Origin of the sequence: Psychrobacter sp. AOP7-A1-24 (genome assembly GCF_052376235.1) — a bacterium.
Lineage (GTDB): Bacteria > Pseudomonadota > Gammaproteobacteria > Pseudomonadales > Moraxellaceae > Psychrobacter.
On record NZ_JBQSVM010000012.1, the window covers coordinates 50,132 to 73,490 of the forward strand.

A 23,359-nucleotide genomic window follows, 5' to 3' on the forward strand; every position below is an offset into this window, starting at 1 on the left:
ACGACGTCAGATACTCACCAGAAAAAAGAGCCAGATGATGTTTTAAGCCCTTTGGCTGATATGCCTATTACCGAGCATTTGATTGAGCTGCGTCGGCACTTGATCAAAATATGTGTGGCGGTACTGATCATATTTTTAGGCTTGGTCGGCTATTCGCGCGAGCTATATAACTTGTTATCTGATCCATTGGTTGCACAGTTACCCGCCAATTCGACCATGATTGCCACTGATATCACGTCAAACTTTATGGCACCGATACGTCTGACCGTATTCGTCGCCGCATTTTTGGCGATGCCTTATATCCTTTATCAAATTTGGTCATTTGTAGCGCCTGGTCTGTATAAAAAAGAAAAGAAGATCGCTATTCCAGTGCTGCTATCTTCTATATTTTTGTTTTATGCTGGTGTGGCTTTTTCTTACTTTATTGTGCTTAAAGGGGTGTTGAAATTCTTTATCATGTTTGCCCCGCAAAACGTACTGCCAATGACGGATATCGACAGCTATCTCAGCTTTGCCTTGAAATTATTCATGGTATTCGGCTTAACGTTTGAGATTCCAGTCGTTACTTTGCTATTGATATTGGCAGGCATTGTCTCCATTCAGAGCTTAGAAGAGAAACGTCGTTATATTATTGTGGGCTGTTTTGCTGTGGCTGCCGTTGTCACGCCGCCCGATGGCGTATCGATGCTCATGCTGGCGATTCCGATGTGGTTATTGTTTGAGCTTGGTTTGTTTTTGGCGAAAATTTTAATCAAAGAAGAGCCTGGCTCTAGTCTCGTATCGACAGACAAAGAATAAAACACTTATCAGTCTAATCTAGATCAAAATAAAGTTATTGATTACATATAGCTATGCGTTAAACTACCATTACACCGTTTTATTCTTGCCTCATTAGTAAGCTGATTGCTTATTATCACGTTTTAGCATCACCATCATCTATAAGCCATTGTTTACCCAGTGGCTTTTTTTGCCCCTTTTATTTTTAATCAATTTTTGTATTTAGGTAGCTTTATTATGTCCGCATCTATGCCAGCTTATATGAGCGATCCCACTGACGAGCAGCTGAGCGCGCTGAATATGGCGATGGATCATAAGTCGTTTAAAGTGGTGGCTTATGCTGGGGCCGGTAAGACAACGACGCTCAAGCTAATTGGTGAACGCTTACGTGGACGCGGACTGTATCTGGCTTTTAACAAAGCGATTGCCAATGATGCTCGTTCAAAATTTCCGCCCCATGTAGAATGCCGTACTTTTCACTCATTAGCTTATCGTCATGTTGCTCGTGATATTACCGCCAAGCTATCTTTGCCACGCTTTTCACCCAAGCGCCTAGGTGATGATTTGGGGCTACAGCCCGTGCAAGTGCGTCGGCAGATGGATGGGGTTAATAAATACATCACACTGACACCAGCGCGATTGTCTCGATTCGTCAGCGATGCGGTAAGCAATTTTTGTAGTACGCATGCCAGCTATCCTGCGCCAAGGCACATACTGTTCCCAAGTTGGCTCGATGACTCAGATGCAGAGCAATTACGTGAGCTGCTCTACCCTGCCGTCGAACAACGCTGGTTACAGTCGATTGATGCGCGGCACCCTGCTGGTATTGGCCATGATATTTATCTCAAGCTTTGGGCGTTGTCTAAACCAAGTATTCCAGCGGACTTTATCTTATTTGATGAAGCACAGGATGCTGATCCCTTAATGATGGGTATATTGACGCAGCAGTCGAGACAAGTCATCTATGTGGGCGATGCACACCAGCAGATTTACGAATGGCGTGGCGCTGTGAATGCCATGAAAAAACTGCCATTGCCGCAGACTTTATTGACGCAGTCTTTCAGATTCGGTGAGCCGATTGCAGAAGTGGCCAATACCTTATTAAAAGCACTACAAGAGGATGTACCGCTAAAAGGCAATCCGAACAAACAGTCTTCTACCGATAAGGGCATGGTACATAGTAAAAAAGATGCTATTTTGTGCCGCACCAATGCGGCTGCCATGTCGCAACTGTTGACAGGATTAAAGCACGGGCATCGCGTGGCGTTACAAGCGGATACCGACCGTATGCTTAAATTCTGTCAGGCAGCCGAAAACTTGAAAAATGGTAAATCGGCTTATGGTGTACCTGAGCTGGCGTATTTTTACAACTGGGGTGATGTGCAAGAGTACGCCGAAACCAATGAGGGCAGCGATCTCAAAACACTTGTCAAGCTGGTCGATGACCATGGTACCAACGTCTTGAGCCAAGCGGTCAATAGTCTGACCAGTATTGAAAACGCTGACTATGTCATCTCCACCGCTCATAAAGCAAAAGGGCTCGAGTGGGGAAAAGTACAGTTAGATGATGACTTTTATTATGATGTGACCACCAATGCGGTCAAGATCAGTCCAGAAGAGTTGCGCTTGCTCTATGTCGCCTGTACGCGGGCGCAGAGCAATTTGGATATTCATAATATTAAAGACTTGATATCAGGATTACAGACGGGCAAAAAAGTGATTTTTGGCAATACTTAACTACCCTCCATTTCTGTCAGTCTCAATCTTTACTCTATCTTTCTTATAATGACCCTTTAGCAGTGAATTACCAGCATGAATAATAGCCAGCAACTTCAAACGCGTCAAAATACTATTAACCAATTATTTGCGGATCCCGTGCGTTTGCTCGCGCCTATGGAAGGCTTGACCGATCCTTTGATGCGCGAAATTTTAACGCAGGTTGCCTCAGATTTGGGACGGCCCTATGATTGGTCAGTGAGTGAGTTTATTCGTATCACTCAACATGTACTGCCTGCGCATGTGTTTTATAAATATGTGCCTGAGCTACATCACGATGCCAAAACCGCTTCTGGTACACCGATTCATGTTCAGATTTTGGGTAGCGAAGCACAACTCATGGCAGAAAATGCTGCCTATGCTTGTGAGCTTGGTGCCCCTGCTATCGATATTAACTTTGGATGTCCGGCGAAAACAGTAAACAGCCATCGCGGTGGTTCCGTATTGTTAGATGAACCTGAAACCATGTATCAAATTATCAGTGCCGTACGTCAAGCCGTTCCCGTCCATATACCAGTATCAGCTAAGATTCGTCTGGGCTATACTGACACTAGCCGAATGGATGATATTCGCGGCGCAATTAACGATAGCGGCGCCGATTGGCTGACTATTCATGCACGCACGAAAACCCAAGGCTATAAGCCGCCTGCCTATTGGGACAAAATCCAAAGTTTTAATGCGCTCGATATTCCAGTCATTGCCAACGGTGAGATATGGAATGTAGAGCACGCACAGAACTGTATGACGCAAGCAGGTACGCAGCATTTAATGTTAGGCCGCGGCGCAGTGACTCGCCCTGATTTAGTGGCGCAAGTTGGCAACCGCATTGAAAGCAATGCTGATAACATAGAGAATACGGCTACATTGCTATGGAAAGACTTGATCGCGCATCAGATTAAGTTTTTAGAAGGTGTGGCAAAGAATGATGTGGTGTTAGTCGGCCGCTATAAGCAATGGCTAGGTATGCTCACCAAAGGCTATGTTGAGGCGCAAACCGTGTGGGAAAGTATCAAACGAGAGAAAAATAAAGCGGTGATTATTAGCGCATTACAAGCAAGCGTACGAGATTAGTCACCTGCTTGTATTTGAACATTTTGGTAGTTACGGATATTTTTACTAGGGTGTGTCCTCATTTCAAAAATGGAGATAAAAATGAGATAAATTGCCGTCAAACGAGAAAAATAGCGTAGATAATATCGAGATACTAGCAAGCGATTTGACGCTGTTTGGCAAAATTTAGCCATTTTTAATCCGTTTAGATAACTGTCGTTTGAATTGAGAACATGCCCTAGACGCTGACTCGTATTGCTAAATAAAATAGCATTAGACAGCAGGCCATTGATAATCCCCATAGGATAGAGCGGAACATTGCCAAATTAGTGATATACGCCACACAAAAACCAATGCGTATCATCACATACAGCCAAGCCAATACGTTGATAATCGATTGCGGTACAAAAAGCAACATAGCAACTATTACTGCTGCCAAAAACACTGGCAAAGTTTCATAACTGTTCTGCTGTGCAGCATTAGCACGTGCCGCCATTCCTGTCGCATTTTGAAAAAATTCGCGAGGATGTGCATTATTTCTGATTTTAAAGCCACCAGATACTTTTGCAACGATTGACACCATCCATGGCAGTAGGCTTGCTACCACCATGGCTAAAATGGCTGACGCCACTTTGTCAGTTACCAACTCAAAGAATGCACTTATCATTATATAAGTCCCTAACCTGCAACCACTTCAAAATCATGGGTGATATTGACCCCACCTGCTACTAACATACGGCTAGCAGAACAGTATTTCTCTGCTGATAAATGGATGGCTTTTTCGACTTGTTTTTCTTTGACATCTTGACCAGTCACAATGAAATGCATATGGATATCGGTATAGACCGCTGGCACGGTTTCAGCGCGCTGGGCGGTTAGCTCACAACGTACATCCGTCACTGCTTGGCGTGATTTTTGTAAGATCTCTACGACATCATAACTGGCGCAACCACCTAGCCCTAACAAAATCAGCTCCATTGGGCTTGAGCCTTTTTCTTTATCAGCGTCAACTTGTACATTATGTCCTGATGGTGACACACCCATAAAGGCTTTGTTCTCTTGCCATACGACGCTTGCTTTTGATTCTGACATTGTAGATGTTCCTCGTTTTAAATGGCGTATTGCCTATTATTATTGTGTGAATGATATATTGCCAAGCTAGTGTAGCACAAGCCAAAGCAAGATTTTATAGGCGCATTGTTTTGCTGCTCGCTTACCGATGACGAGTATGTTTTGACTATTTACTACATGACGAGATATTACACTCCGATAGTTTACTAAGTAACCGTATATTCATATGCCTGTCACTATCCATCTATACGTACGTAAAAGTCCTACTTAAAAACCTACAAAAGTTCGTTTATAAATAGTTGATTTTAAAAGGTAAAACTCGTGAAACATTTTATAGCAAAATACTGTTACACATTTTGCTTGTTTCTTGGTTTAATAACGGTAATGAATCTTGTTTTGAGCAGATATCGATAACAATCACCTTATAATAATTACGATTGCTGTCACGGTTTCAAATCAGAACAAGCTATTTTTAAACAAATTAAAAGGTTTAGTCATGATAGATGCAGACGGCTTTCGCGCCAATGTCGGCATCATCTTGGCAAATACACAAGGGCAGGTTCTGTGGGCAAAACGTATTGGTCACAACGCTTGGCAATTTCCGCAGGGTGGTATCGACCGCGGGGAGACGCCGATGGATGCGATGTATCGCGAGCTCTGGGAAGAGGTCGGCTTACATCCGCGTCACGTAGACTTACTGGCAGTCACGCAAGACTGGTTGCGCTATCGTTTGCCAAAACGTTATGTACGTCATGGCCAGCACCCCTTATGTATTGGGCAAAAACAAAAATGGTTTTTGCTACGCTTAGATGAGCCAAATACTCAACATATTCGCTTCGATGAAGGGAAACCTGAATTTGACCATTGGCAATGGGTCAGCTACTGGTATCCACTTGGACAAGTGATTCACTTTAAACGAGGGGTCTATCGTCGCGCTTTACAAGAATTAGTACGCGAACTCCCCTTAAAGCAAGAGCTGATCCTTCCTGAGCAAGATAACCATCTGCTTATGTAATGAGTCACTCAATAGCACAATGCAAAACACCCACGATAATAGCTAGAATGTTAGCAATTACCGTGGGTGTTTTTTATGGTTTACTAACGGTCATTTTCAGTAACTATTAAACTCACGGCTAATGATACTAGCGGCACAGCTTGCACCCGTATCTTTCTCTTTGCGCAATGTCAAAATACTTTGAGTGCGGGTACCATACGTAGGTTTGCTGGTTTCAGTAACGCCAAAAGCGACGGGTTCAATATAAACAGACGACAGCATTTGCTCTACCTCAACTGCTACGCCAGTCATAGGCAGCTTATCTTCTGGTGCTTTTGTACTATCTGACAAGACGTTAAAAGCCGCCTCTTGCCAGTACGCAGGTGAGTTGTCCTCCGCAATCAGTGGCAGCACTTCTTGGCGTAGTCGTCCGCGTAAACGCTCTGTCTTAAACCAGCTGTCCTCTGGTTGTCCATTAGAGATGACATGCAAACCTGTATATAGTGGCGTGGGTGCATGACCGCGATTATTGACGATCACAGCTTGCGTAGCGTCACCAATGATCAGATTAAAACCTGCATAACCTTGCAAATCAATCTGCCGTGCAAAATCCATTGGGCTTAAGTCCCCTGTTAAAAACTCGGTGACCAGTGCACCACGTGAGCGCTCGTCACTACTTGCCTGCACACCATCACGAAAATTCAATACTGCAGCCCAACGGCCATTTTGGTGATGATACTCTAGCTCCTGAGCTTGTGAAGCTTGCTGATGAATACCTAACCACGTGCCACCGCTTTGTTTATCGCGTCCAGCATAAATAGGTTGATCAGACCATTGATGTAACGGCTCAGTTGGGCGCTGCAAAAACTCATCACGGTTCGACAGTAGCACCAGTGGTAGATCATCAAATAATTGCCAAGCAATAGCGACAATACACATAGCTTTCCTTTTATAATCATTTTCGTTATGCGGGTTATTCTTAATAGAGGCAAAGTTATTTATTTCAGACTTCTCTTGTTAATAGGATAGTACTGGCAGGCAGTACTTATTAATTGCCGGTTAATAACTTATTGGCAGGGTAACTGATTTGGGAAGTCGAACGTATTACTTGTGACTGTTTACTTGGTAAGTCAAACTCCCATGCCACCATACCTTGATTGTCATTCCAATCTTGCTCAGTCACAGGCGGCGTATGCGTTATCGCCACTTTTAGACTGTCATCACGGCTGATAGGTTCACTGCCTAGCACTTGTAAGCGTACGCTACGATTGTGCTGATTGGTAAATTGATAGGACTTGGTAGTTGTCAGTGTTTGCATGCGGTTTATCACACCTTTTTCACCTTGCTTATCTTCATTGGTCAGCTCTTTGACGAGCATATTTGAATCACGACCAAATCCAATCCCCTGCTCTTTTAGTACTTGATAATTGTAACGCGACTGACCCACATAGTTGTCATCACGGTACAGTTGTAGCGAACCATCAACCCAGTCTGGTGTCAAAAACGGCGCTGATGCATACCAATAGGCTGCGGTCTCGACACTCGGTGTACTGCGAATCCATAGCTTACTATTACCAGATTGCTCTCCAATCACTGTGCGTACCCGTCTCCCGTCACTCGGAATACTGACCAACTGCGGTAAGCGATACTCAATGATGCCATTTTTGTTTTGGCTACTGACCGTGAAATTGGGTAGCGGTGCCATAGATGCCCCTGCACCTTTGTTGTAAGCAGGCTCTGCCATCACGACGGGAGACTCATCCATCATAGATAATTCACGTCTCACTTGAGCATCTTCGCGCTCCTCATATAATGATAGACGCTGTACATACGGCAGTTGCCCAGTCGTCCTTTGATTGGGATTAACAGTACTAAGTGTCAGTGGTACGTTTGTCCAGTTCTCGCCAGTTTGCTGAGCGATAATCGCAGAAGCAGTGATATTTAACTGGTCACTATTTGTGTTTAGGCGAGCTTGATATGCAGGCTCCCAACTTGCGCCTTGCACTTGATAATGCAATTTAACGCTACTCGGTGAGCGGCTTGCCGTACGTACGCTCACCTGTGTCACTTTATTAAATGTTAATGTTGATGTCGCACTGCCTGCCATCAGTTGATTAAGGGCGTCTTGGGCACGCGCTTGGCGCTGCTGAACCTCTAAAATTCTTTGATTAATACTGGTTGCTTGCGTTTCTATGTCGCGTGCATTATTGGCAATTGTGCTATCTGTATTGACTTGCGTGGCTTTAGTCAAATTCTGTAAATAGGCTTTTGCTAACCGTGCTGCTTCTAGCTCAGCATTGATATTGGCTAAGGTATTTTGCTGCGTCTGTACCTTGGCATCACCTTGATACTGACACTGAGCTGCCTGCTCACCTGTCAGCTCTTCGATGCTGACTTCCCCAACATTGACATTATCCGTCGCCTGTACGCTTAGACTTTCTTTATCCATATAAGGTGACAAGCACGAGAACACTACCGTTTGCTCACCGCTACCTGTGATAGGCAATGCACGTGTTACGCTCGCCAGCCCCTGATAAATCGTCACTTGTTCGACATTACTGGTCGCCGCTTGTGCCGAAGACAGTCCCAAGACGACACTGCTACCAAGTACAAGTGGCAAGATAGTCAATCCTGTCATTTGATTAAGTGGCGATAATACGCGGCCACAGCCTGTTGAGACAGACAAATCCGTTAATTGTGCATTCATATATCATTCCTTAGCAGTAAAATCCATCATGGCAGCCACGCATTGGCTGAACGCGCAAAATATTAACTATCTTAGAGATATTACCGTAGCTGTTTTACAAGTCTTTGGCAATAAATGCTTTTAGCAGAAAGCACTTTTGATAAGAAACACTTTTAACGATGAACCTTTTCATGTGGTAGCTATTCAGTTTCAACAATTTGGTTTTTAACATTGCACCATTTTTTGTTCACCTCCCCTTTATGGTGCAATTTATTGACGATACTGCACTAAATTAATGAATATATTAATCAAAATTTAATTATTGCTTGATTATTACCCGATTATTGGCTTTTTTAACTTGGCACGGAACTTGAACTCTTAATAAGTGTTCAGGAACAGTATTTTACCTTTTGTATTTATTAGGAGATGTCCATGTTTTCGTTACCAATTTTAGCCAATACTCAAGTGGTAGACCCTCAATCACACGGAAAAATAAAATCACGTTTTTCCGTACTAGCGGTGGCCGTCGTTGGCAGCTTGAGCCTTATTGGGTGTCAAAAACCTGCCGAAACTGCGGCATCGACAGAGACAACCACTGAAGCAAGTACAGAAACAACCACCGAGCCTGCTGCTGATGGCGACACCATCAAAGTCGGCATTTTACATTCGCTGTCTGGCACCATGGCAATCTCTGAAACGTCTTTGAAAGATACCGCATTGATGACGATTGATGAAATCAACGCCAATGGTGGCGTGCTCGGCAAGCAGCTAGAACCAGTCGTCGTCGACCCCGCTTCTGATTGGCCATTATTCGCTGAAAAAGCCCGACAGCTACTGACTCAAGATCAAGTGGATGTCATCTTTGGTGGTTGGACCTCAGTATCACGTAAATCCGTATTACCAGTAGTCGAAGAGTTAAATGGGCTCATGTTCTATCCAGTGCAGTACGAAGGACAAGAACAGTCAGAAAACATCTTTTACACTGGAGCAGCACCCAACCAGCAAGCTATTCCAGCGGTCGAGTACTTGATGAGCGAAGAAGGCGGCAGTGCTGAACGCTTCGTGTTATTAGGTACTGATTACGTCTATCCACGTACAACTAACCAGATTTTAAAAGCATTTTTAAAATCAAAAGGCGTAGCTGATGAAGACATCATGGAAGAGTACACCCCATTTGGCTTTAGCAACTATCAAACCATCGTCTCCAACGTCAAAAAATTCTCAACGGGCAAAAAGACAGCGGTAATATCGACCATCAATGGCGACTCAAACGTTCCGTTCTATCGTGAGCTTGCCAACCAAGGTATTAACGCCTCAGACATTCCAGTGATGGCATTCTCAGTCGGTGAAGAAGAACTACGCGGTATCGATACCAGCTTGTTGCAAGGTCATTTGGCGGCGTGGAACTACTTTATGTCGATCAAAAATCCAACCAATAACGATTTCACCAAACGCTATAAGCAGTATGCGCTAGACCAAAACCTACCCAATGCTGAAAAAGTCGTAACCAATGACCCAATGGAAGCCACTTATGTTGGTATCAATATGTGGAAGCAAGCTGTTGAACAAGCTGGCACTACCGATGTCGACAAAGTGCGTATTAGCATGGCAGGACAGACGTTCGATGCGCCATCAGGCTACACGCTAAAAATGGATGAAGAAAATCATCATCTATGGAAGCCTGTCATGATTGGCCAAATTCGTGCTGATGGACAATTTGATACGATTTTTAAAACGCCAGAAGTCATTCAAGCACAACCATGGAGCGAGTATCTCCCTGAATAAACCGTCCTCTAAGTAAAGTGATACTGAAAAATACATGGATAGTAAGTGGGTAGTAGGCGGATGGATAAGCGACACCAATAAAAACTAAGCGCCTACTTTCCACATTTATTTTCAACACTTACTCTCAACTTTTAAATACCTCCAAACCTTATAAATACTTCTGTCATTTATTCTACTAATCAGTGGAGACTAAGGGTTTGTTGTCTGTGAAAAACAGGGAGCCGCACATGCAGCACTATATTTTACGCCCGTTTGTAGGGCAAACATCGTCTAAAAATGGTAATAGCCCACAAGCATCAGTCAGTGCAATCACACAGCATACGGCCCGTTTTTCAGTTTGTGCACCTCTACGATTACTTGCATTGATGGCATTATGCATAACGGCTTTCACCACTACAGCATATGCCGATCATGATGGTCAAATACATGACCACGATACGGATATCGCACATAGTGAGCAATCGTTGGTCTCACCTGAGAGCATTACTGCTTCTACTCAAACCATCACAGATACCTCAACAGCAACTATCAACTCAGGCGATTCAATCACGCAGTTTGTGGCAGGTGATTTTAGTAAGCGTCAAGCCATGTTAAGTGAGTGGCCAGGATCAGTTGAGAGTTTAGATAGCTTGGTTGAGTTTATTGCCAATGATGAGCTGTATCAAGGCAACGGTGGCCAAGCTTACTTACTCAATGCAGATGATCAACTATTTACTTATCCTGACAAGAAGGAAACTTCAGACTGGCCAAGTGATTTATCACAAGTCACACTGACCAATGCATTACGCTCAGCGCTTATTTTTGGTCAAGCGAAGGTCAAGCTAGCCTCTGACAAGCCAGCACAGCGTTTACAAGCTGTGGAGATTTTAGCTAACAACATCGATCAAGTCGACCCAGTCATTATCACCACTGCAGCAGCCAATGAAGAGAATGCCAATGTGCAAAAGGCATTGACGGCACTACAAGCTCGTATAGATTTTAAAAATGGCGATCTGCCTACTCAGATTGCAGCTGTAAATCTACTCGCAGATAGCGATAGTCCACAAGTATTAGTCGATATTCAGTCCGCCCTTGCCGCGGATAATGTAGATGCCACACTGAAAGCGGCGCTTATCGATGCAGAATCCAGTGTGTCACGCCGTATTGAGGTCAGCACATGGACAGGTCATATTTTCACAGGTATGAGTACCGCCAGTATTTTATTGCTGGCGGCGCTTGGTCTTGCTATTACCTTTGGTTTACTTGGCGTGATTAATATGGCGCACGGTGAGCTAATCATGATTGGTGCTTATACCACCTATATGGTTCAAAATTTATTTCAAGCTTATATGCCAGATATGGCGGGCTGGTATCTACTTGCTGCTATTCCAGCGGCATTTTTAGTCAGCGCCATCATCGGTATGATCATTGAGCGCATTGTCATTCGCCCATTGTATGGGCGTGAGCTAGAGACTTTATTAGCCACCTTTGGTGTGAGCTTAATCCTGATGCAATTGGTACGGATGATTTTTGGTGCTCAGAATGTTGAAGTCAGCAATGTGGCATGGCTCAGCGGCGCATATCAAGTATCATCAAGCCTTGTACTTCCTTACAACCGTATCGCCATTATCGTATTTACGGTCATTGTTGTGGCGCTCTTAGTGTACTTACTCAACAAAACGCGCTTTGGTTTATTTATACGAGCTGTCACCCAAAACCGTCAAATGGCTCGCTCTGTCGGTATTCCCTCTGCACGTATCGATATGATGGCATTTGGTTTGGGCTCTGGACTCGCTGGTATGGCTGGCTGCGCACTTGCCCAAGTAGGTAATGTAGGTCCTGACCTAGGTCAAACCTATATCATTGATACCTTTTTAGTTGTTGTGGTGGGCGGTGTCGGACAAGTATGGGGTGCTGTACTAGCTGCCTTGGGACTTGGAGTCAGCGGTACGGTGCTTGAGATTGGTATTGGTGCGGTATTGGCAAAGATTGTGTTGTTGGTTCTTGTGATTCTGTTTATTCAGAAACGGCCACAAGGTTTATTTGCACTCAAAGGCCGCTTTGTCGAATAAGGAGACTCCTATGATACTGACCAAATTACTATCTGATACGCCGCGTAGTGCTGTTTTGATTGGATTATGTTTTGCCGTACTACTAGTGCTACCTTGGCTACACCTTATGCCTGAGACTTCGCCTTTTCATCTCTCAGCCTACTGGATTACTCTCATTGGCAAAATCATGGCACTGGCCATGGTAGCGTTAGCGCTGGATCTCGTCTGGGGCTATGCCGGCATTTTGAGCTTGGGACATGGCCTATACTTTGCCTTGGGCGGTTATGCATTTGGCATGTACCTCACACGAGAAACAGCAGGCGATGGCTTACCTGACTTTATGCGTTTTTTGAGCTGGACTGAGATGCCATGGTACTGGGCTGGTACGCAGCACTTTTGGTGGGCAGCTGCCTTAGTAGTATTAGTGCCTGGCTTAGTTGCTTTTATTTTTGGTTTCTTTGCCTTTCGTTCCAAAATCAAAGGCGTTTATTTTTCTATTATCACCCAAGCGATGGTCTATGCAGCGGCCTTACTATTCTTCCGTAATGAGACAGGCTTTGGCGGTAACAACGGTTTCACTGGTTTTACAACACTTTTAGGCTATGACATTACTGCTGCGTCTACCCGTGCGGTGCTATGCTTCGCTACTGCTCTCGCATTATTGGCATCTTATATTGGTCTACGCTATTTGATGAATAAGCCTTATGGTCGTGTGCTGGGTGCAATTCGTGATAGCGAAAACCGCTTGCAGTATTTAGGTTATCGTACGTTGTGGTACAAGCTATCTGCTTGGGTATTATCAGCTGTCATTGCTGGTATCGCAGGTGCGCTATACGTACCGCAAGTAGGGATTATTAACCCAAGTGAAATGAACCCTGTGAACTCAATTGAAATAGCCGTTTGGGTAGCAACTGGTGGTAGAGGAAGTTTGATTGGCGCGATATTAGGTACTGGTGTAGTCAATGCTGTAAAAACCTACTTTACGGTCGCCTATCCTGAATTTTGGCTGTTGATACTGGGCGGATTATTCGTCGTCGTTACGTTATTTTTGCCCAATGGCATTATGGGCTTGTTCGATCGCCTCAAAAAGGAGAAACAGTGATGCTAAGTGATAAACCATCAACGACCGAACAGCTTATCAATGAGTATGGGCGCAATCATGGCGGTACTGGTCGCACCCATCCAAAACCATCAGGCGTAGACTTTAGCCATGGTATTGCATTGTATTTAGAGGACTTAAGTGTTTGGTTCGATTCGTTTCGAGCACTTAATAATTTATCACTGTATATCGAAGAAGGTGAGCTACGCTGTATTATCGGACCAAATGGCGCAGGTAAAACCACGCTAATGGATGTCATTACTGGTAAAACCCGTCCTACTGAAGGCAGCGTATTTTTTGGTCAAACCCACAATCTTGCCAGCTTATCTACTGAACAGATCGCTGAAGCAGGCATCGGACGTAAATTCCAAAAACCGACTGTCTTTGAAAACTTTACGGTGATGGATAACTTACTACTTGCCGCGCCGAAAGACAAACGTGTGGCCAAAAGCTTATTTAACAAACTCAGTGCTGATACTCGCGATACGCTCGATGCTACCCTTGAGCAAATTCGCTTAACGGACAAAATCAACAAACCCGCTGGTCTACTCTCTCACGGTCAAAAACAATGGTTAGAAATTGGCATGCTACTGATGCAAAGCCCCAAGCTAATTTTGCTTGATGAGCCTGTTGCAGGTATGACTGACGCGGAAACTGAGCATACTGCCGAGCTGTGTCTACGCCTCAAAAAGAACCATACCTTAGTAGTGGTTGAGCATGATATGACCTTTATTGATGCCATCAGTGAAAAAGTCACAGTATTGGCACAGGGAGCGATATTGGCTGAGGGTACGTTGGCCGAAGTGCAAGCAAACGAGGCCGTGATTGAGTCCTATCTAGGTCGATAATTGCTGTAGTACTGCTATCGATATTCAAGCAATTTATTCAATTAATAATAAAGCCAATGAACGACGACTTCCTTCAATACATTAGAAAAATTGAGCGTTTAGGAGACAGCCATGTTGCAAGTTAACAATATCAATCAATATTACGGCGGCAGTCATATTTTGCGAGACGTCTCACTTACAGCACCCATCGGCGAATGCAGTGTGGTACTTGGACGTAATGGTGTGGGCAAAACCACCCTACTTAAATGCCTAATGGGCATCCTACCCATCAAATCAGGGCAAATTTTGCTCAATGACAAAGACATCAGTAAAATGTCGCCAGAGCAGCGCGTCCGCTCAGGTTTGGCTTATGTGCCACAAGGTCGCGATATTTTTTCGACACTGACGGTAGAAGAAAATATCTTAATCGGCATGGCAAAATTTTCACGTAGCAAGTCAAAACAAGTACCTAAGCATTTGTATGATATTTTTCCGGTACTCGATGAGATGAAACATCGCCGCGGTGGTGACCTATCGGGCGGTCAGCAGCAGCAACTGGCCATCGCGCGCGCCCTAGCATCTGAGCCAACGGTGCTGATTTTGGATGAGCCCACTGAAGGCATCCAGCCATCTATCATTAAAGATATTGGCCGAGTGCTACGAGACTTAGCTGACAAAGGTGACATGGCAATTGTACTGGTTGAGCAGTTTTATGAGTTTGCAGAAGAGCTGGCTGACAATTACACCGTGCTATCACGTGGCAAGGTAGTGTCACAAGGCGCAGGCGACACAATGGTCGAAAACAAAGTACAGGATCTGGTCGCCATTTAGTGATATTTGCTCATAACGGCCTTGTAGTGATTAGAGCGTGTCTTTATTTTAAAAATGATAATAAGAAAGAGACAACGCTCTATATCTCGTTATAAAACCTTTTTACAATCATACTTATTTGTCCTATTTCATTCGTTACCTTACTTGCTTCCTACCCTATATATTCCTCACTGTATCAGAAACTCAATTTGTCCATACCAACTCATTTGTATCATCCAATTGTATATGCTCAACGAATGAATTTTGCTATTATAGTCAGCACTTTAATATCAATATTATGATGCCCTTATGATGATTCATCCTCAGTACGATCCCGTAGCATTAGCCATTGGACCTGTCGAAGTCCATTGGTATGGGCTGATGTATTTACTGGCATTTGCTGCCGCTTATGGCTTAGCTTGGTATCGCAGCACCAAACGCGATAACTGGAATACCGACATGGTATCCGACTTGGTCTTCTTTGGTGCGCTTGGCGTCATTTTAGGTGGCCGTGTTGGCTACGTCTTATTTTATCAATTCGGTGAATTGCTACAAAACCCTGCCTATCTTTTCAAAGTCTGGGAAGGCGGCATGTCATTCCATGGTGGCTTGATTGGTGTCATGCTCGGCATGCTATATTTTGCTCGTAAGTATAAAAAGACACCTTTTCAAGTGTTGGATTTTGTCGTGCCATGCGTACCAACTGGCCTATTGTTCGGACGTATCGGCAACTACATAAATGCTGAGCTGTGGGGCCGTGTCTCTGACGGTGGCTATAATTGGCTGACCTACTTCCCGCAAGCGGCGGCGGCTGACATGCAGCAATTGCAAGCCAATCCTGAGCTGCAAGAGCTAATGACTGAAGTTAATGGACAGTATCTGTTGCCTCGTCATCCTTCACAATTGTATGAAGCACTTGCTGAAGGTTTATTGCTGTTCTTATTTTTATGGTGGTATTCCTCAAAACCACGCCCTCGTATGGCAGCAACAGGTGTGTTTATGTTGGGTTATGGCGTTAGCCGTTTCATCATCGAGTTCTTCCGTCAGCCAGATGTTGACCAAGGATTTATTTTGCTAGGCTGGGTGACCAAAGGGCAAATGCTAAGTGCGCCGATGATAATTATTGGCTTTATCCTACTGATATATGCTTACAAACGCGGCATCTATGACTGGGGTAAACAGGCTGCTTATTAAGCCATATATCAAACAGTATATTAAACAATACCGACGAGCATTTTTATGATTAACAGCAATAATGAGCAAGGCTATTTAGACTTACTCAAACACGTTTTGACCACAGGCACTGAAAAAGGCGATCGTACTGGCACTGGTACGCTCAGTCACTTTGGCGCACAGCTACGTTTTGACTTAGCATCAGGGTTTCCATTATTAACCACCAAAAAAGTCCACTTTAAATCCATTGCTTATGAGCTATTTTGGTTTTTGAGTGGTAGTACTCACGTCGATTATCTGCAAGCTAATGGCGTACGCATTTGGAATGAATGGGCTACTGCAGAGCAAACGGCACGCTTCAACCGTCCTGCTGGTGACTTGGGACCTGTCTATGGTCATCAATGGCGTAATTATGGCGCAACTAAAGACAATGCTGGTAATTACAATGCTGATGGTGTTGATCAAATCACTCAAGTCATCGAACAAATAAAGACCAACCCTAATTCACGCCGTCTGATCGTGTCTGGTTGGAATCCTGGCGAAGCGGACCAAGTTGCCTTACCGCCTTGTCATACCATGTTTCAATTCTTTGTTGCAGACAATAAGCTGTCATGCCAGCTCTATCAGCGTTCAGCAGATTTATTTTTAGGCGTGCCATTTAATATTGCCAGCTATGCGCTGCTAACCCACATGGTCGCGCAAATTTGTGGTCTAGACGTTGGGGAGTTTATTTGGACCGGTGGTGATTGTCATATTTATCAAAACCACCGTGAGCAAGTTGAGCTACAGTTGACTCGCTCACTATATACACTACCAACCTTGACGCTCAACCCTGATATTGATGATATTTTTGCCTTCACCTATGAAGACGTTAGCGTTGAAGGTTACGAATCACACCCTGCTATTAAAGCGAAAGTTGCGGTATAGTATTTGTCTGATTGACTACTTTACACAAGATTAAAACGTTAAAAGCGAATAAAAAGGACAGATTATGAGTTATGCCCACACCGAAGTTGCCCAAATCGCAGCCATCAGTAGCAACCGCTGTATCGGTAAAAATAACGAGCTACCGTGGCATATCTCAGCAGATTTGCAGCACTTCAAAAAGATGACGACCAAAGAAAATGATGACGGTGTACAAGGCATCGTGATTATGGGTCGCAAGACATTTGAGTCGATGGGTAGCAAGCCATTACCAAAGCGTGTGAGCTTCATTGTCACGACACAAATGGATTATGCTGAGACAAAAGGTCTCGCAGATAGCAGCAATGCTTATGTAGTACACAACCTAGACGATGCACTGACACAAGCGGCTAGCCTTGCTCATGGCGCACATCTCGATACGATATGGGTGATTGGTGGTGAGCGAGTATTTAGCGATGCGTTGATGTATACGGACCGTATTGAGCTGACTCATGTAGATACTGACATCGTTGACGGTGATGCATTTTACCCTGAGCTACCAGAGCGATTTAAAGTAGCAGACGAATCTGATCAAATGCACGACGAAAAAAGTGATTTAAGCTTTAAATTTACCACTTACAAAGTAGAACCCTAACATCGTTTAGTCTTTATTTAACTTAAAAGGAGAAGCCAGATATGCAACATTAAAAAAGCTCAGCAAAATTAATTGCTGAGCTCAAAAAACTTTTAGATAAGGCAACTATGGAGCTAGACTCCATTGCTAGCTGAAGCATAAAGTTTATTTACCTTGGTAGGGTTTATATATTTTATAGCAAATGCTAATCAACGTCTACGTCTCTATTGTTGTGAAATTCTCATCATAACTATGGAGGTCATAATGACCATTCAATGCGGTTATCCTAAAGCTGTGCACGTCCGTTGGTATTTACGCTATCGATTTAATCGTTGGGAACGCGTTTGCGAGCACTGCCGCAGTTATCCAAACCAGCAGTTAAGTTTTGATTTTTAGCGATTAGAAAGTTCAATCTGCTAAAAATTATTAACGTTAAAACGACAACAGATTTAATTCTGTTGTCGTTTTTTATATGCACCACTGAGCTATATCTATTTACTCGTGCAATACCTTATAAACTGTTTTTGCGAGCACAGGACCAATACCTTGTACGCCTGATAGCTCTTGTTGGGATGCCCCAAGCAATTGCTGCATACCGCCAAAGTGATTGAGCAAATCACGACGACGTTTCTCACCCAGCCCAGGTATCACCTCTAGTACCGACGATGAACGGCGTTTATCACGTTTCTTACGGTGTGCCGTAATCGCAAAACGATGCGCTTCATCACGAATATGCATCAGTAAATGCAGCGCCTTGCTATCCATTGGCAAATCTAAAGGTTCATGATCTATAAAGTGTAATACCTCTAACCCAGCTTTACGCCCTTCTCCTTTTGCCACACTAATGAGCAAGGTATCACCCAAAATCCCCAACTCCGTTAATACTTCTTTGGCAATACCAAGCTGACCTTTACCACCATCAATCAGCAATAAATCTGGCAACGGCTGCTTCTTATAACGTCTGGTCAGTACTTGCTTCATCGCTGCATAATCATCCCCGCCTTGGATGTCATGGATAGCGTACTGACGATAGTCTCGACGACGCGAGCCACCTTGGTCGAATACCACGCAACTACCGATGGTCGCTTCACCCATCGTATGTGAAATATCAAAACATTCGATGCGATCAATCGTTCGATCTGTGACAGTCGCTAGTACATCTTTTAGTGCGCCAAAGCGTGCATGTAACTCTAGATAATCGCCAAGCTTAGTTTTTAGTGCATTACTGGTATTGAGTGTTGCTAAGTCCAACCATTCTGAACGATGCTCGCGCACATTGGTCTTAATGGCTACTTTATTACCAAAATGCGTTGCCAATGCTTCACTTACTGCTACCTGATCTGGTATCTGATGGCTCAATATTATTTCGGCAGGCAAATCGTCAGTCACTTGGAAGTAAAAGGAGGTAATAAAAGCTGATAGATTGTCTGCTAACAACTCACTACTATCAACATCAGGGAAATAATTTTTACCACCCAATACTCGACCGCCACGTACAGTCAGTACGTTGACACAAGTCATGCCAGCCTGACTAGCAATGGCAATCACATCTGCCTCACCTTGTACGGTATAGACCGCTTGCCTTGCTTGTACTTCGCGTAGCATTGATAGCTGGTCGCGATAAAATACTGCCTTTTCAAAATCTAATGCTTCAGCAGCACCTTCCATCTTTTCAATCAGCGTACTATGAATATCGCTAGAATCGCCCTTTAAAAAACGAATGGTATTATTCACATCTTCTGCATATTCCTCGGGCGAAACCAAACCCACACAGGGTGCACGGCAACGTTTGATCTGATACTCAAGACAAGGACGCTGACGCTGCTTAAAAAAAGTGTTGGTACACTGCCGCATTTGAAACATTTTTTGCATCAATACTAGCGTTTCTTTTGCCGCATGAGCAGAGGGAAACGGGCCAAAGAACCGACCTTTTTGGTGATTGCCTTTGCCGCGACCGTAAGCCAGGCGAGGATAAGGCTTATCGGCTGAGATAAACACATAAAGATACGATTTATCATCTCGCAGAAGCACGTTGTAAGGTGGACGATGCTCTTTGATTAGGTTCTGTTCAAGCAACAGCGCCTCGGTCTCACTACGCGTGATGATAGTCTCTATATCATGAATCCGCGCAACCAATGCTCGCGTCTTTGGATGATCGATTGTTTTGGCGAAATAGCTATTCACTCGGCTTTTAAGCGACTTAGCTTTGCCAACGTATAATATATCGCCATTTTTGCCCAGCATTTTATATACCCCTGGCAAGTTAGGCAGACGCTTAATCAAATGCTTAAGACGGGCTTTTTTATCATCGACAGGACTCGATTCTGAGACATTAACCATAGAATTTATTGCTCTTAAAAACCTTAGTAATACTGCTAGTTATGGGGCGGTAGTCATTGTTTTACAAGCCAATTATTACCGCAGCGCTACCCACAAAAAAGCCAGCTTTCGCTGGCTTAGTTTGTTCTATTATCGTTTGTTCAGCAACATGCTATCAATGACGGAAGTTCGCCATCAATGCTGGGATACCTGGTAGCATACCAACAATAGCCATAACGCCTGTTAGTACCACAAACATAATGCCTGGTATGATCCAGCGGCTCATCTTAGTCAAATTGGCACTACGCTCTTTAGAACCGATCAAGCCTAAGTTATCGAGCAACAACGTGAGTGACCAACCAAAGGCTGGGTTAACCAATGCTGAAGCAAATACCACGATAGCAGCAGACTGCGTGGTTTTACCTTCACGCGTCATCTCCATACCAGCTTCCAGTAATGGAATAAATACCCCAACGATCAAGGCCACACACATCACTGGTTGCCAAATGGCCAAATCCATCGGATAACCCCAAACACCAGCAATAATACAAAACAATGCCGTTAATAAAGCACCGGCAGGGATCGGACGTTTAGCAATTGCTGCTGGGACAATGTAAGTACCCCACGATGACGCAAAGTTAGCACCGCCCAATACAGAACCCGCCACCTGACGAATTGAAGCGCTGGTCATCGTATCATCGATATCCATTAATACTTTTTCAGTACGTTTAGGGTAGCTGATTTTTTGGAATACCTGATGACCTAAGAAATCTGGCGACCACATTGCCACAGCCAGAATAGCAAACGGCAGGACCACAATGAAACTTTCTATCGTAGGCAGACCTAGCATCCAACCTGTGTTTTCACCCCACCAATACATTGGGTTCATGTTTGGTAGACCTGGTGCCGTTTTAAACTCGAAAGGAGCGCCCAATGCGAAGGCAAGACCACCACCTAACACACAGCTCAACGGTACAGCTAGCCAGCGTTTTTGCCAATGTTCAAGCAGTGCATATAACAGGATAGTCGCCAAAATAATAAAGAAAGCGATATGCGACATACCAATCCCTTCTGCCCAAGCAAAGAGATTTTTAACCTGTGCAGTGGTGCCAATAAAGCCCAAGTAAATCAAGAGACCACCGCACACACCTTTACTGGTCAAGTTGGCCAGCAAGCTCCCCCCTTTACTGATCGCGAGGAGCAAACCAAAAGCACCGATAAGCAAACCAAAGGCCATCGGGTGCCCACCAGCTGCCACTACAATAGGAATCAAAGGAATGAGCGGACCATGCGTACCGGCAAGGTTGGCAGTCGGTAGTAAAAAACCTGAAAATAAAATAATAAAAAAGGAGACGATCAATAACTCGTAGCGTACGTTTTCTAAAACAAACGCGTCGCCCAAACCAAGTGGACCTGCAAAGGTTGCTGCAATGGCGCCCACCATAACAACTTTACCAATGGTTGCAGCCATCGCTGGGATAGTATCTTCGAACTCAAAACGGTAATCACGAAATGGTAAATTAGGACGCCAGCGTTTCGGCTGCATGATTTGTAATTCATGGTTTAAATAAGTATCACGGCTGTCGAAACTAGAACTCGGCTTATGTAAATCTACATAACTACCTTGTAGTTGACTGTCGTGGTTTTTATTCGAGGTCGGCGGATTAGACCCTGAAGAGGGGGTCTGAGGATTACTCATCACATTTCCTTGTGTCGATTACATCTTTGATTGACTATACACGTTCTGATCTAATGTCATAGACCAAAGCGCCTATTACAAACTGCGAACTATTGTATGTCATGACTTGATGAAATGCGAACCTAAAACCACTTAAAGATACTATGTACCTCATCCCAATATATAAATTAAAGTTTTCATTTAAGATGAAATTTACTTTAATAGAAAACCATTAGGAAAAAAACTTTCAATATAGGCTTTATATTAAAATAAATGACTATTTTATTGATAATAATTTACATCTAGACAATTTTTTATCAAATAATTGAATAGCAAAGATAATTATAATAAATAGCGACTGCTATCTATAAGTAACTATAAATATGTCAATTCAGTTACGCTTTAGCGCTAGCAGGCTGAATACTTTTTAATTATGATAAATACTTTTTATTGGTTTATTTCTAAGTAACACCAATCAAAACCACATTATTGATAACACCAAAAAATTGAGAAAAGGCAACAGGACAAGTTTATGAGTGTATTACCTACCAATCTTGAGACTTTAAAACGTCGGGCAAAGCAAAGCATTATGCCATTGCTGACACCGCATTTATTGAGGCTACGCCTTAATACCTATGCACCATATATTGGCGCAGGTATTAAAATCGAACATCTCAGTCTCGATCAAGGTTTGTGTGTGGTAAGCATGGGACTAAACACGCTGAATAAAAATATCGTCGGCACTCAATTCGGTGGGAGCTTATATTCAATGGTTGACCCTTTTTATATGCTCATACTGATGCATCAATTGGGTAGCAACTATGTGGTTTGGGACAAAAGCTCACATATCGATTTTGTTGCGCCTGGTAATAGCAAAGTCACTGCTCGCATGAAAATACCTAGTTCTGAAATTATTGCTATTCAAGAGCTAGCAAAAGAAGGTGAAGCCGTTTTTCGTGAGTATAAAGTCGACATCGTTGATGAACAGCAAAAGCTAATTGCCACTATTACCAAAACGTTATACATCAGACTACGCAAATACAGTAAGTCTAAAGAGCAAGTAAGCCGTATCGATACACCTACCGCTAAATAAAACTTGTCTTTTAAATGATGATAGAGAAGTTATTAAGACTTAAATTTATTGAAGTTCTATATACAAAAACCCCAATCTAGCTTTCGCATAGATTGGGGTTTCGTCTTTTTTGGTATGGCCCGCTTATTTATAAATAAACCTATGAATAAGGGCTTGTATCTACTATTACCTTGTCTTGGACTAACCCTAAAATTATAGAATTAGCCCAAAGCGGCAAACTTGTGCTTAGATACCAGGTGCAGTATCAACTGCATCAGGTACGCCAGCGTCAGTCTTTTTCTTAGCTGGACGTGGCGCAAGTTTTTCGCGGATACGTGCTGATTTACCAGAACGCTCACGTAAGTAGTACAGTTTCGCACGGCGAACAGCACCACGACGTTTCACTTCGATGCTATCGATGATTGGTGAATGCAATTGGAATGCACGCTCAACGCCAACGCCGCTTGAGATTTTACGTACGGTAAACGCTGAGTTTAGACCGCGGTTACGCTTAGCAATTACAACGCCTTCAAAAGCCTGTAAACGCTCACGCTCACCTTCACGTACTTTTACTTGTACCACAACGGTATCGCCGGGTGCAAAGTTTGGGCGCTCAAGCAATTGAGCGTTTTCGATGACCTGAACCAATGGATGCTTGTTGCTCATGAGAGTTAT

The 23,359-nt window shown here is 43.7% G+C and carries 21 protein-coding genes; 14 read left to right on the plus strand and 7 right to left on the minus strand.

All coding sequences use genetic code 11. The features are described from left to right. Positions 1-60: 60 nt before the first annotated feature. The 3 genes from tatC to ACT3QQ_RS06080 all read left to right on the plus strand — a co-directional run bounded on the left by tatC (position 61) and on the right by ACT3QQ_RS06080 (position 3,624). A complete protein-coding gene (gene tatC, locus ACT3QQ_RS06070) occupies positions 61-798 on the plus strand; it encodes a twin-arginine translocase subunit TatC (RefSeq protein ID WP_444527318.1) in 738 nt (245 codons plus the stop codon). A 216-nt stretch (positions 799-1,014) separates the two neighbouring features. Beyond that, a complete protein-coding gene (locus ACT3QQ_RS06075) occupies positions 1,015-2,514 on the plus strand; it encodes a UvrD-helicase domain-containing protein (protein WP_444527299.1) in 1,500 nt (499 codons plus the stop codon). A 75-nt stretch (positions 2,515-2,589) separates the two neighbouring features. Continuing rightward, positions 2,590-3,624, plus strand: a complete 1,035-nt coding sequence (locus ACT3QQ_RS06080) for a tRNA dihydrouridine synthase (RefSeq protein ID WP_444527300.1) — start codon at positions 2,590-2,592, stop codon at positions 3,622-3,624. Positions 3,625-3,841: 217 nt separating this feature from the next. Here ACT3QQ_RS06080 and ACT3QQ_RS06085 read toward each other — a convergent pair whose 3' ends face one another. Together ACT3QQ_RS06085 and ACT3QQ_RS06090 are read right to left on the minus strand one after the other, a co-directional pair. Continuing rightward, the gene (locus tag ACT3QQ_RS06085) at positions 3,842-4,270 is read right to left on the minus strand and encodes an MAPEG family protein (RefSeq protein ID WP_444527301.1); all 429 of its coding nucleotides are present in this window, start codon (positions 4,268-4,270) and stop codon (positions 3,842-3,844) included. 11 nt (positions 4,271-4,281) lie between these two features. Then, a complete protein-coding gene (locus tag ACT3QQ_RS06090) occupies positions 4,282-4,695 on the minus strand; it encodes an OsmC family protein (RefSeq protein WP_444527302.1) in 414 nt (137 codons plus the stop codon). 475 nt (positions 4,696-5,170) lie between these two features. Between ACT3QQ_RS06090 and ACT3QQ_RS06095 the strand changes: the two genes are divergently transcribed. After that, positions 5,171-5,689 carry an RNA pyrophosphohydrolase gene (locus tag ACT3QQ_RS06095; protein ID WP_444521590.1) on the plus strand — a complete coding sequence of 173 codons (519 nt, stop codon included), beginning with the start codon at positions 5,171-5,173 and terminating at the stop codon, positions 5,687-5,689. A 96-nt stretch (positions 5,690-5,785) separates the two neighbouring features. On the opposite strand, the gene ACT3QQ_RS06100 is transcribed toward ACT3QQ_RS06095, so the two are convergent. After that, a complete protein-coding gene (locus ACT3QQ_RS06100; RefSeq protein WP_444527303.1) occupies positions 5,786-6,607 on the minus strand; it encodes an NRDE family protein in 822 nt (273 codons plus the stop codon). A gap of 109 nt (positions 6,608-6,716) precedes the next feature. Beyond that, entirely contained in the window at positions 6,717-8,375 is a 1,659-nt protein-coding gene (locus ACT3QQ_RS06105; RefSeq protein ID WP_444527304.1) for a DUF4139 domain-containing protein, read from the minus strand. 411 nt (positions 8,376-8,786) lie between these two features. On the opposite strand from ACT3QQ_RS06105, the gene urtA reads away from it, so the two are divergent. The 9 genes from urtA (at position 8,787) to ACT3QQ_RS06150 (ending at position 18,011) form a co-directional block, all read left to right on the plus strand. Then, a complete protein-coding gene (gene urtA, locus ACT3QQ_RS06110; protein WP_444527305.1) occupies positions 8,787-10,139 on the plus strand; it encodes an urea ABC transporter substrate-binding protein in 1,353 nt (450 codons plus the stop codon). A 227-nt stretch (positions 10,140-10,366) separates the two neighbouring features. After that, positions 10,367-12,190 (plus strand): urea ABC transporter permease subunit UrtB, encoded by a 1,824-nt coding sequence (urtB, locus tag ACT3QQ_RS06115; RefSeq protein WP_444527306.1) that lies wholly within the window; start codon positions 10,367-10,369, stop codon positions 12,188-12,190. A 10-nt stretch (positions 12,191-12,200) separates the two neighbouring features. Beyond that, positions 12,201-13,271: an urea ABC transporter permease subunit UrtC gene (gene urtC / locus ACT3QQ_RS06120; RefSeq protein WP_444527307.1), complete on the plus strand. Its 1,071-nt coding sequence runs from the start codon at positions 12,201-12,203 to the stop codon at positions 13,269-13,271. Beyond that, positions 13,271-14,116 (plus strand): urea ABC transporter ATP-binding protein UrtD, encoded by an 846-nt coding sequence (urtD, locus tag ACT3QQ_RS06125; protein ID WP_444527308.1) that lies wholly within the window; start codon positions 13,271-13,273, stop codon positions 14,114-14,116. The genes urtC and urtD overlap by 1 nt, the downstream gene beginning before the upstream one ends. Before the next feature lie 111 nt (positions 14,117-14,227). After that, the gene (urtE, locus tag ACT3QQ_RS06130; protein ID WP_444520647.1) at positions 14,228-14,926 is read left to right on the plus strand and encodes an urea ABC transporter ATP-binding subunit UrtE; all 699 of its coding nucleotides are present in this window, start codon (positions 14,228-14,230) and stop codon (positions 14,924-14,926) included. A gap of 288 nt (positions 14,927-15,214) precedes the next feature. Beyond that, positions 15,215-16,099, plus strand: coding sequence for a prolipoprotein diacylglyceryl transferase (lgt, locus tag ACT3QQ_RS06135; protein ID WP_444522956.1), 885 nt, complete (start codon positions 15,215-15,217; stop codon positions 16,097-16,099). Positions 16,100-16,144: 45 nt separating this feature from the next. Next, positions 16,145-17,005 carry a thymidylate synthase gene (locus tag ACT3QQ_RS06140; RefSeq protein ID WP_444527309.1) on the plus strand — a complete coding sequence of 287 codons (861 nt, stop codon included), beginning with the start codon at positions 16,145-16,147 and terminating at the stop codon, positions 17,003-17,005. A gap of 64 nt (positions 17,006-17,069) precedes the next feature. After that, positions 17,070-17,636, plus strand: a complete 567-nt coding sequence (locus tag ACT3QQ_RS06145; RefSeq protein WP_444527310.1) for a dihydrofolate reductase — start codon at positions 17,070-17,072, stop codon at positions 17,634-17,636. Positions 17,637-17,879: 243 nt separating this feature from the next. Continuing rightward, positions 17,880-18,011, plus strand: coding sequence for a hypothetical protein (locus ACT3QQ_RS06150; protein WP_264298303.1), 132 nt, complete (start codon positions 17,880-17,882; stop codon positions 18,009-18,011). Between the two features lie 99 nt (positions 18,012-18,110). On the opposite strand, the gene uvrC is transcribed toward ACT3QQ_RS06150, so the two are convergent. Both uvrC and ACT3QQ_RS06160 read right to left on the minus strand, forming a co-directional pair. Next, positions 18,111-19,955, minus strand: a complete 1,845-nt coding sequence (uvrC, locus tag ACT3QQ_RS06155) for an excinuclease ABC subunit UvrC (RefSeq protein ID WP_444527311.1) — start codon at positions 19,953-19,955, stop codon at positions 18,111-18,113. Positions 19,956-20,109: 154 nt separating this feature from the next. Beyond that, a complete protein-coding gene (locus ACT3QQ_RS06160; protein WP_444522960.1) occupies positions 20,110-21,633 on the minus strand; it encodes a DUF3360 family protein in 1,524 nt (507 codons plus the stop codon). 511 nt (positions 21,634-22,144) lie between these two features. On the opposite strand from ACT3QQ_RS06160, the gene ACT3QQ_RS06165 reads away from it, so the two are divergent. After that, positions 22,145-22,705 (plus strand): DUF4442 domain-containing protein, encoded by a 561-nt coding sequence (locus tag ACT3QQ_RS06165; RefSeq protein ID WP_444527312.1) that lies wholly within the window; start codon positions 22,145-22,147, stop codon positions 22,703-22,705. Positions 22,706-22,930: 225 nt separating this feature from the next. On the opposite strand, the gene rplS is transcribed toward ACT3QQ_RS06165, so the two are convergent. Beyond that, a complete protein-coding gene (gene rplS, locus ACT3QQ_RS06170; RefSeq protein ID WP_444520655.1) occupies positions 22,931-23,350 on the minus strand; it encodes a 50S ribosomal protein L19 in 420 nt (139 codons plus the stop codon). Between the last annotated feature and the right edge of the window lie 9 nt (positions 23,351-23,359).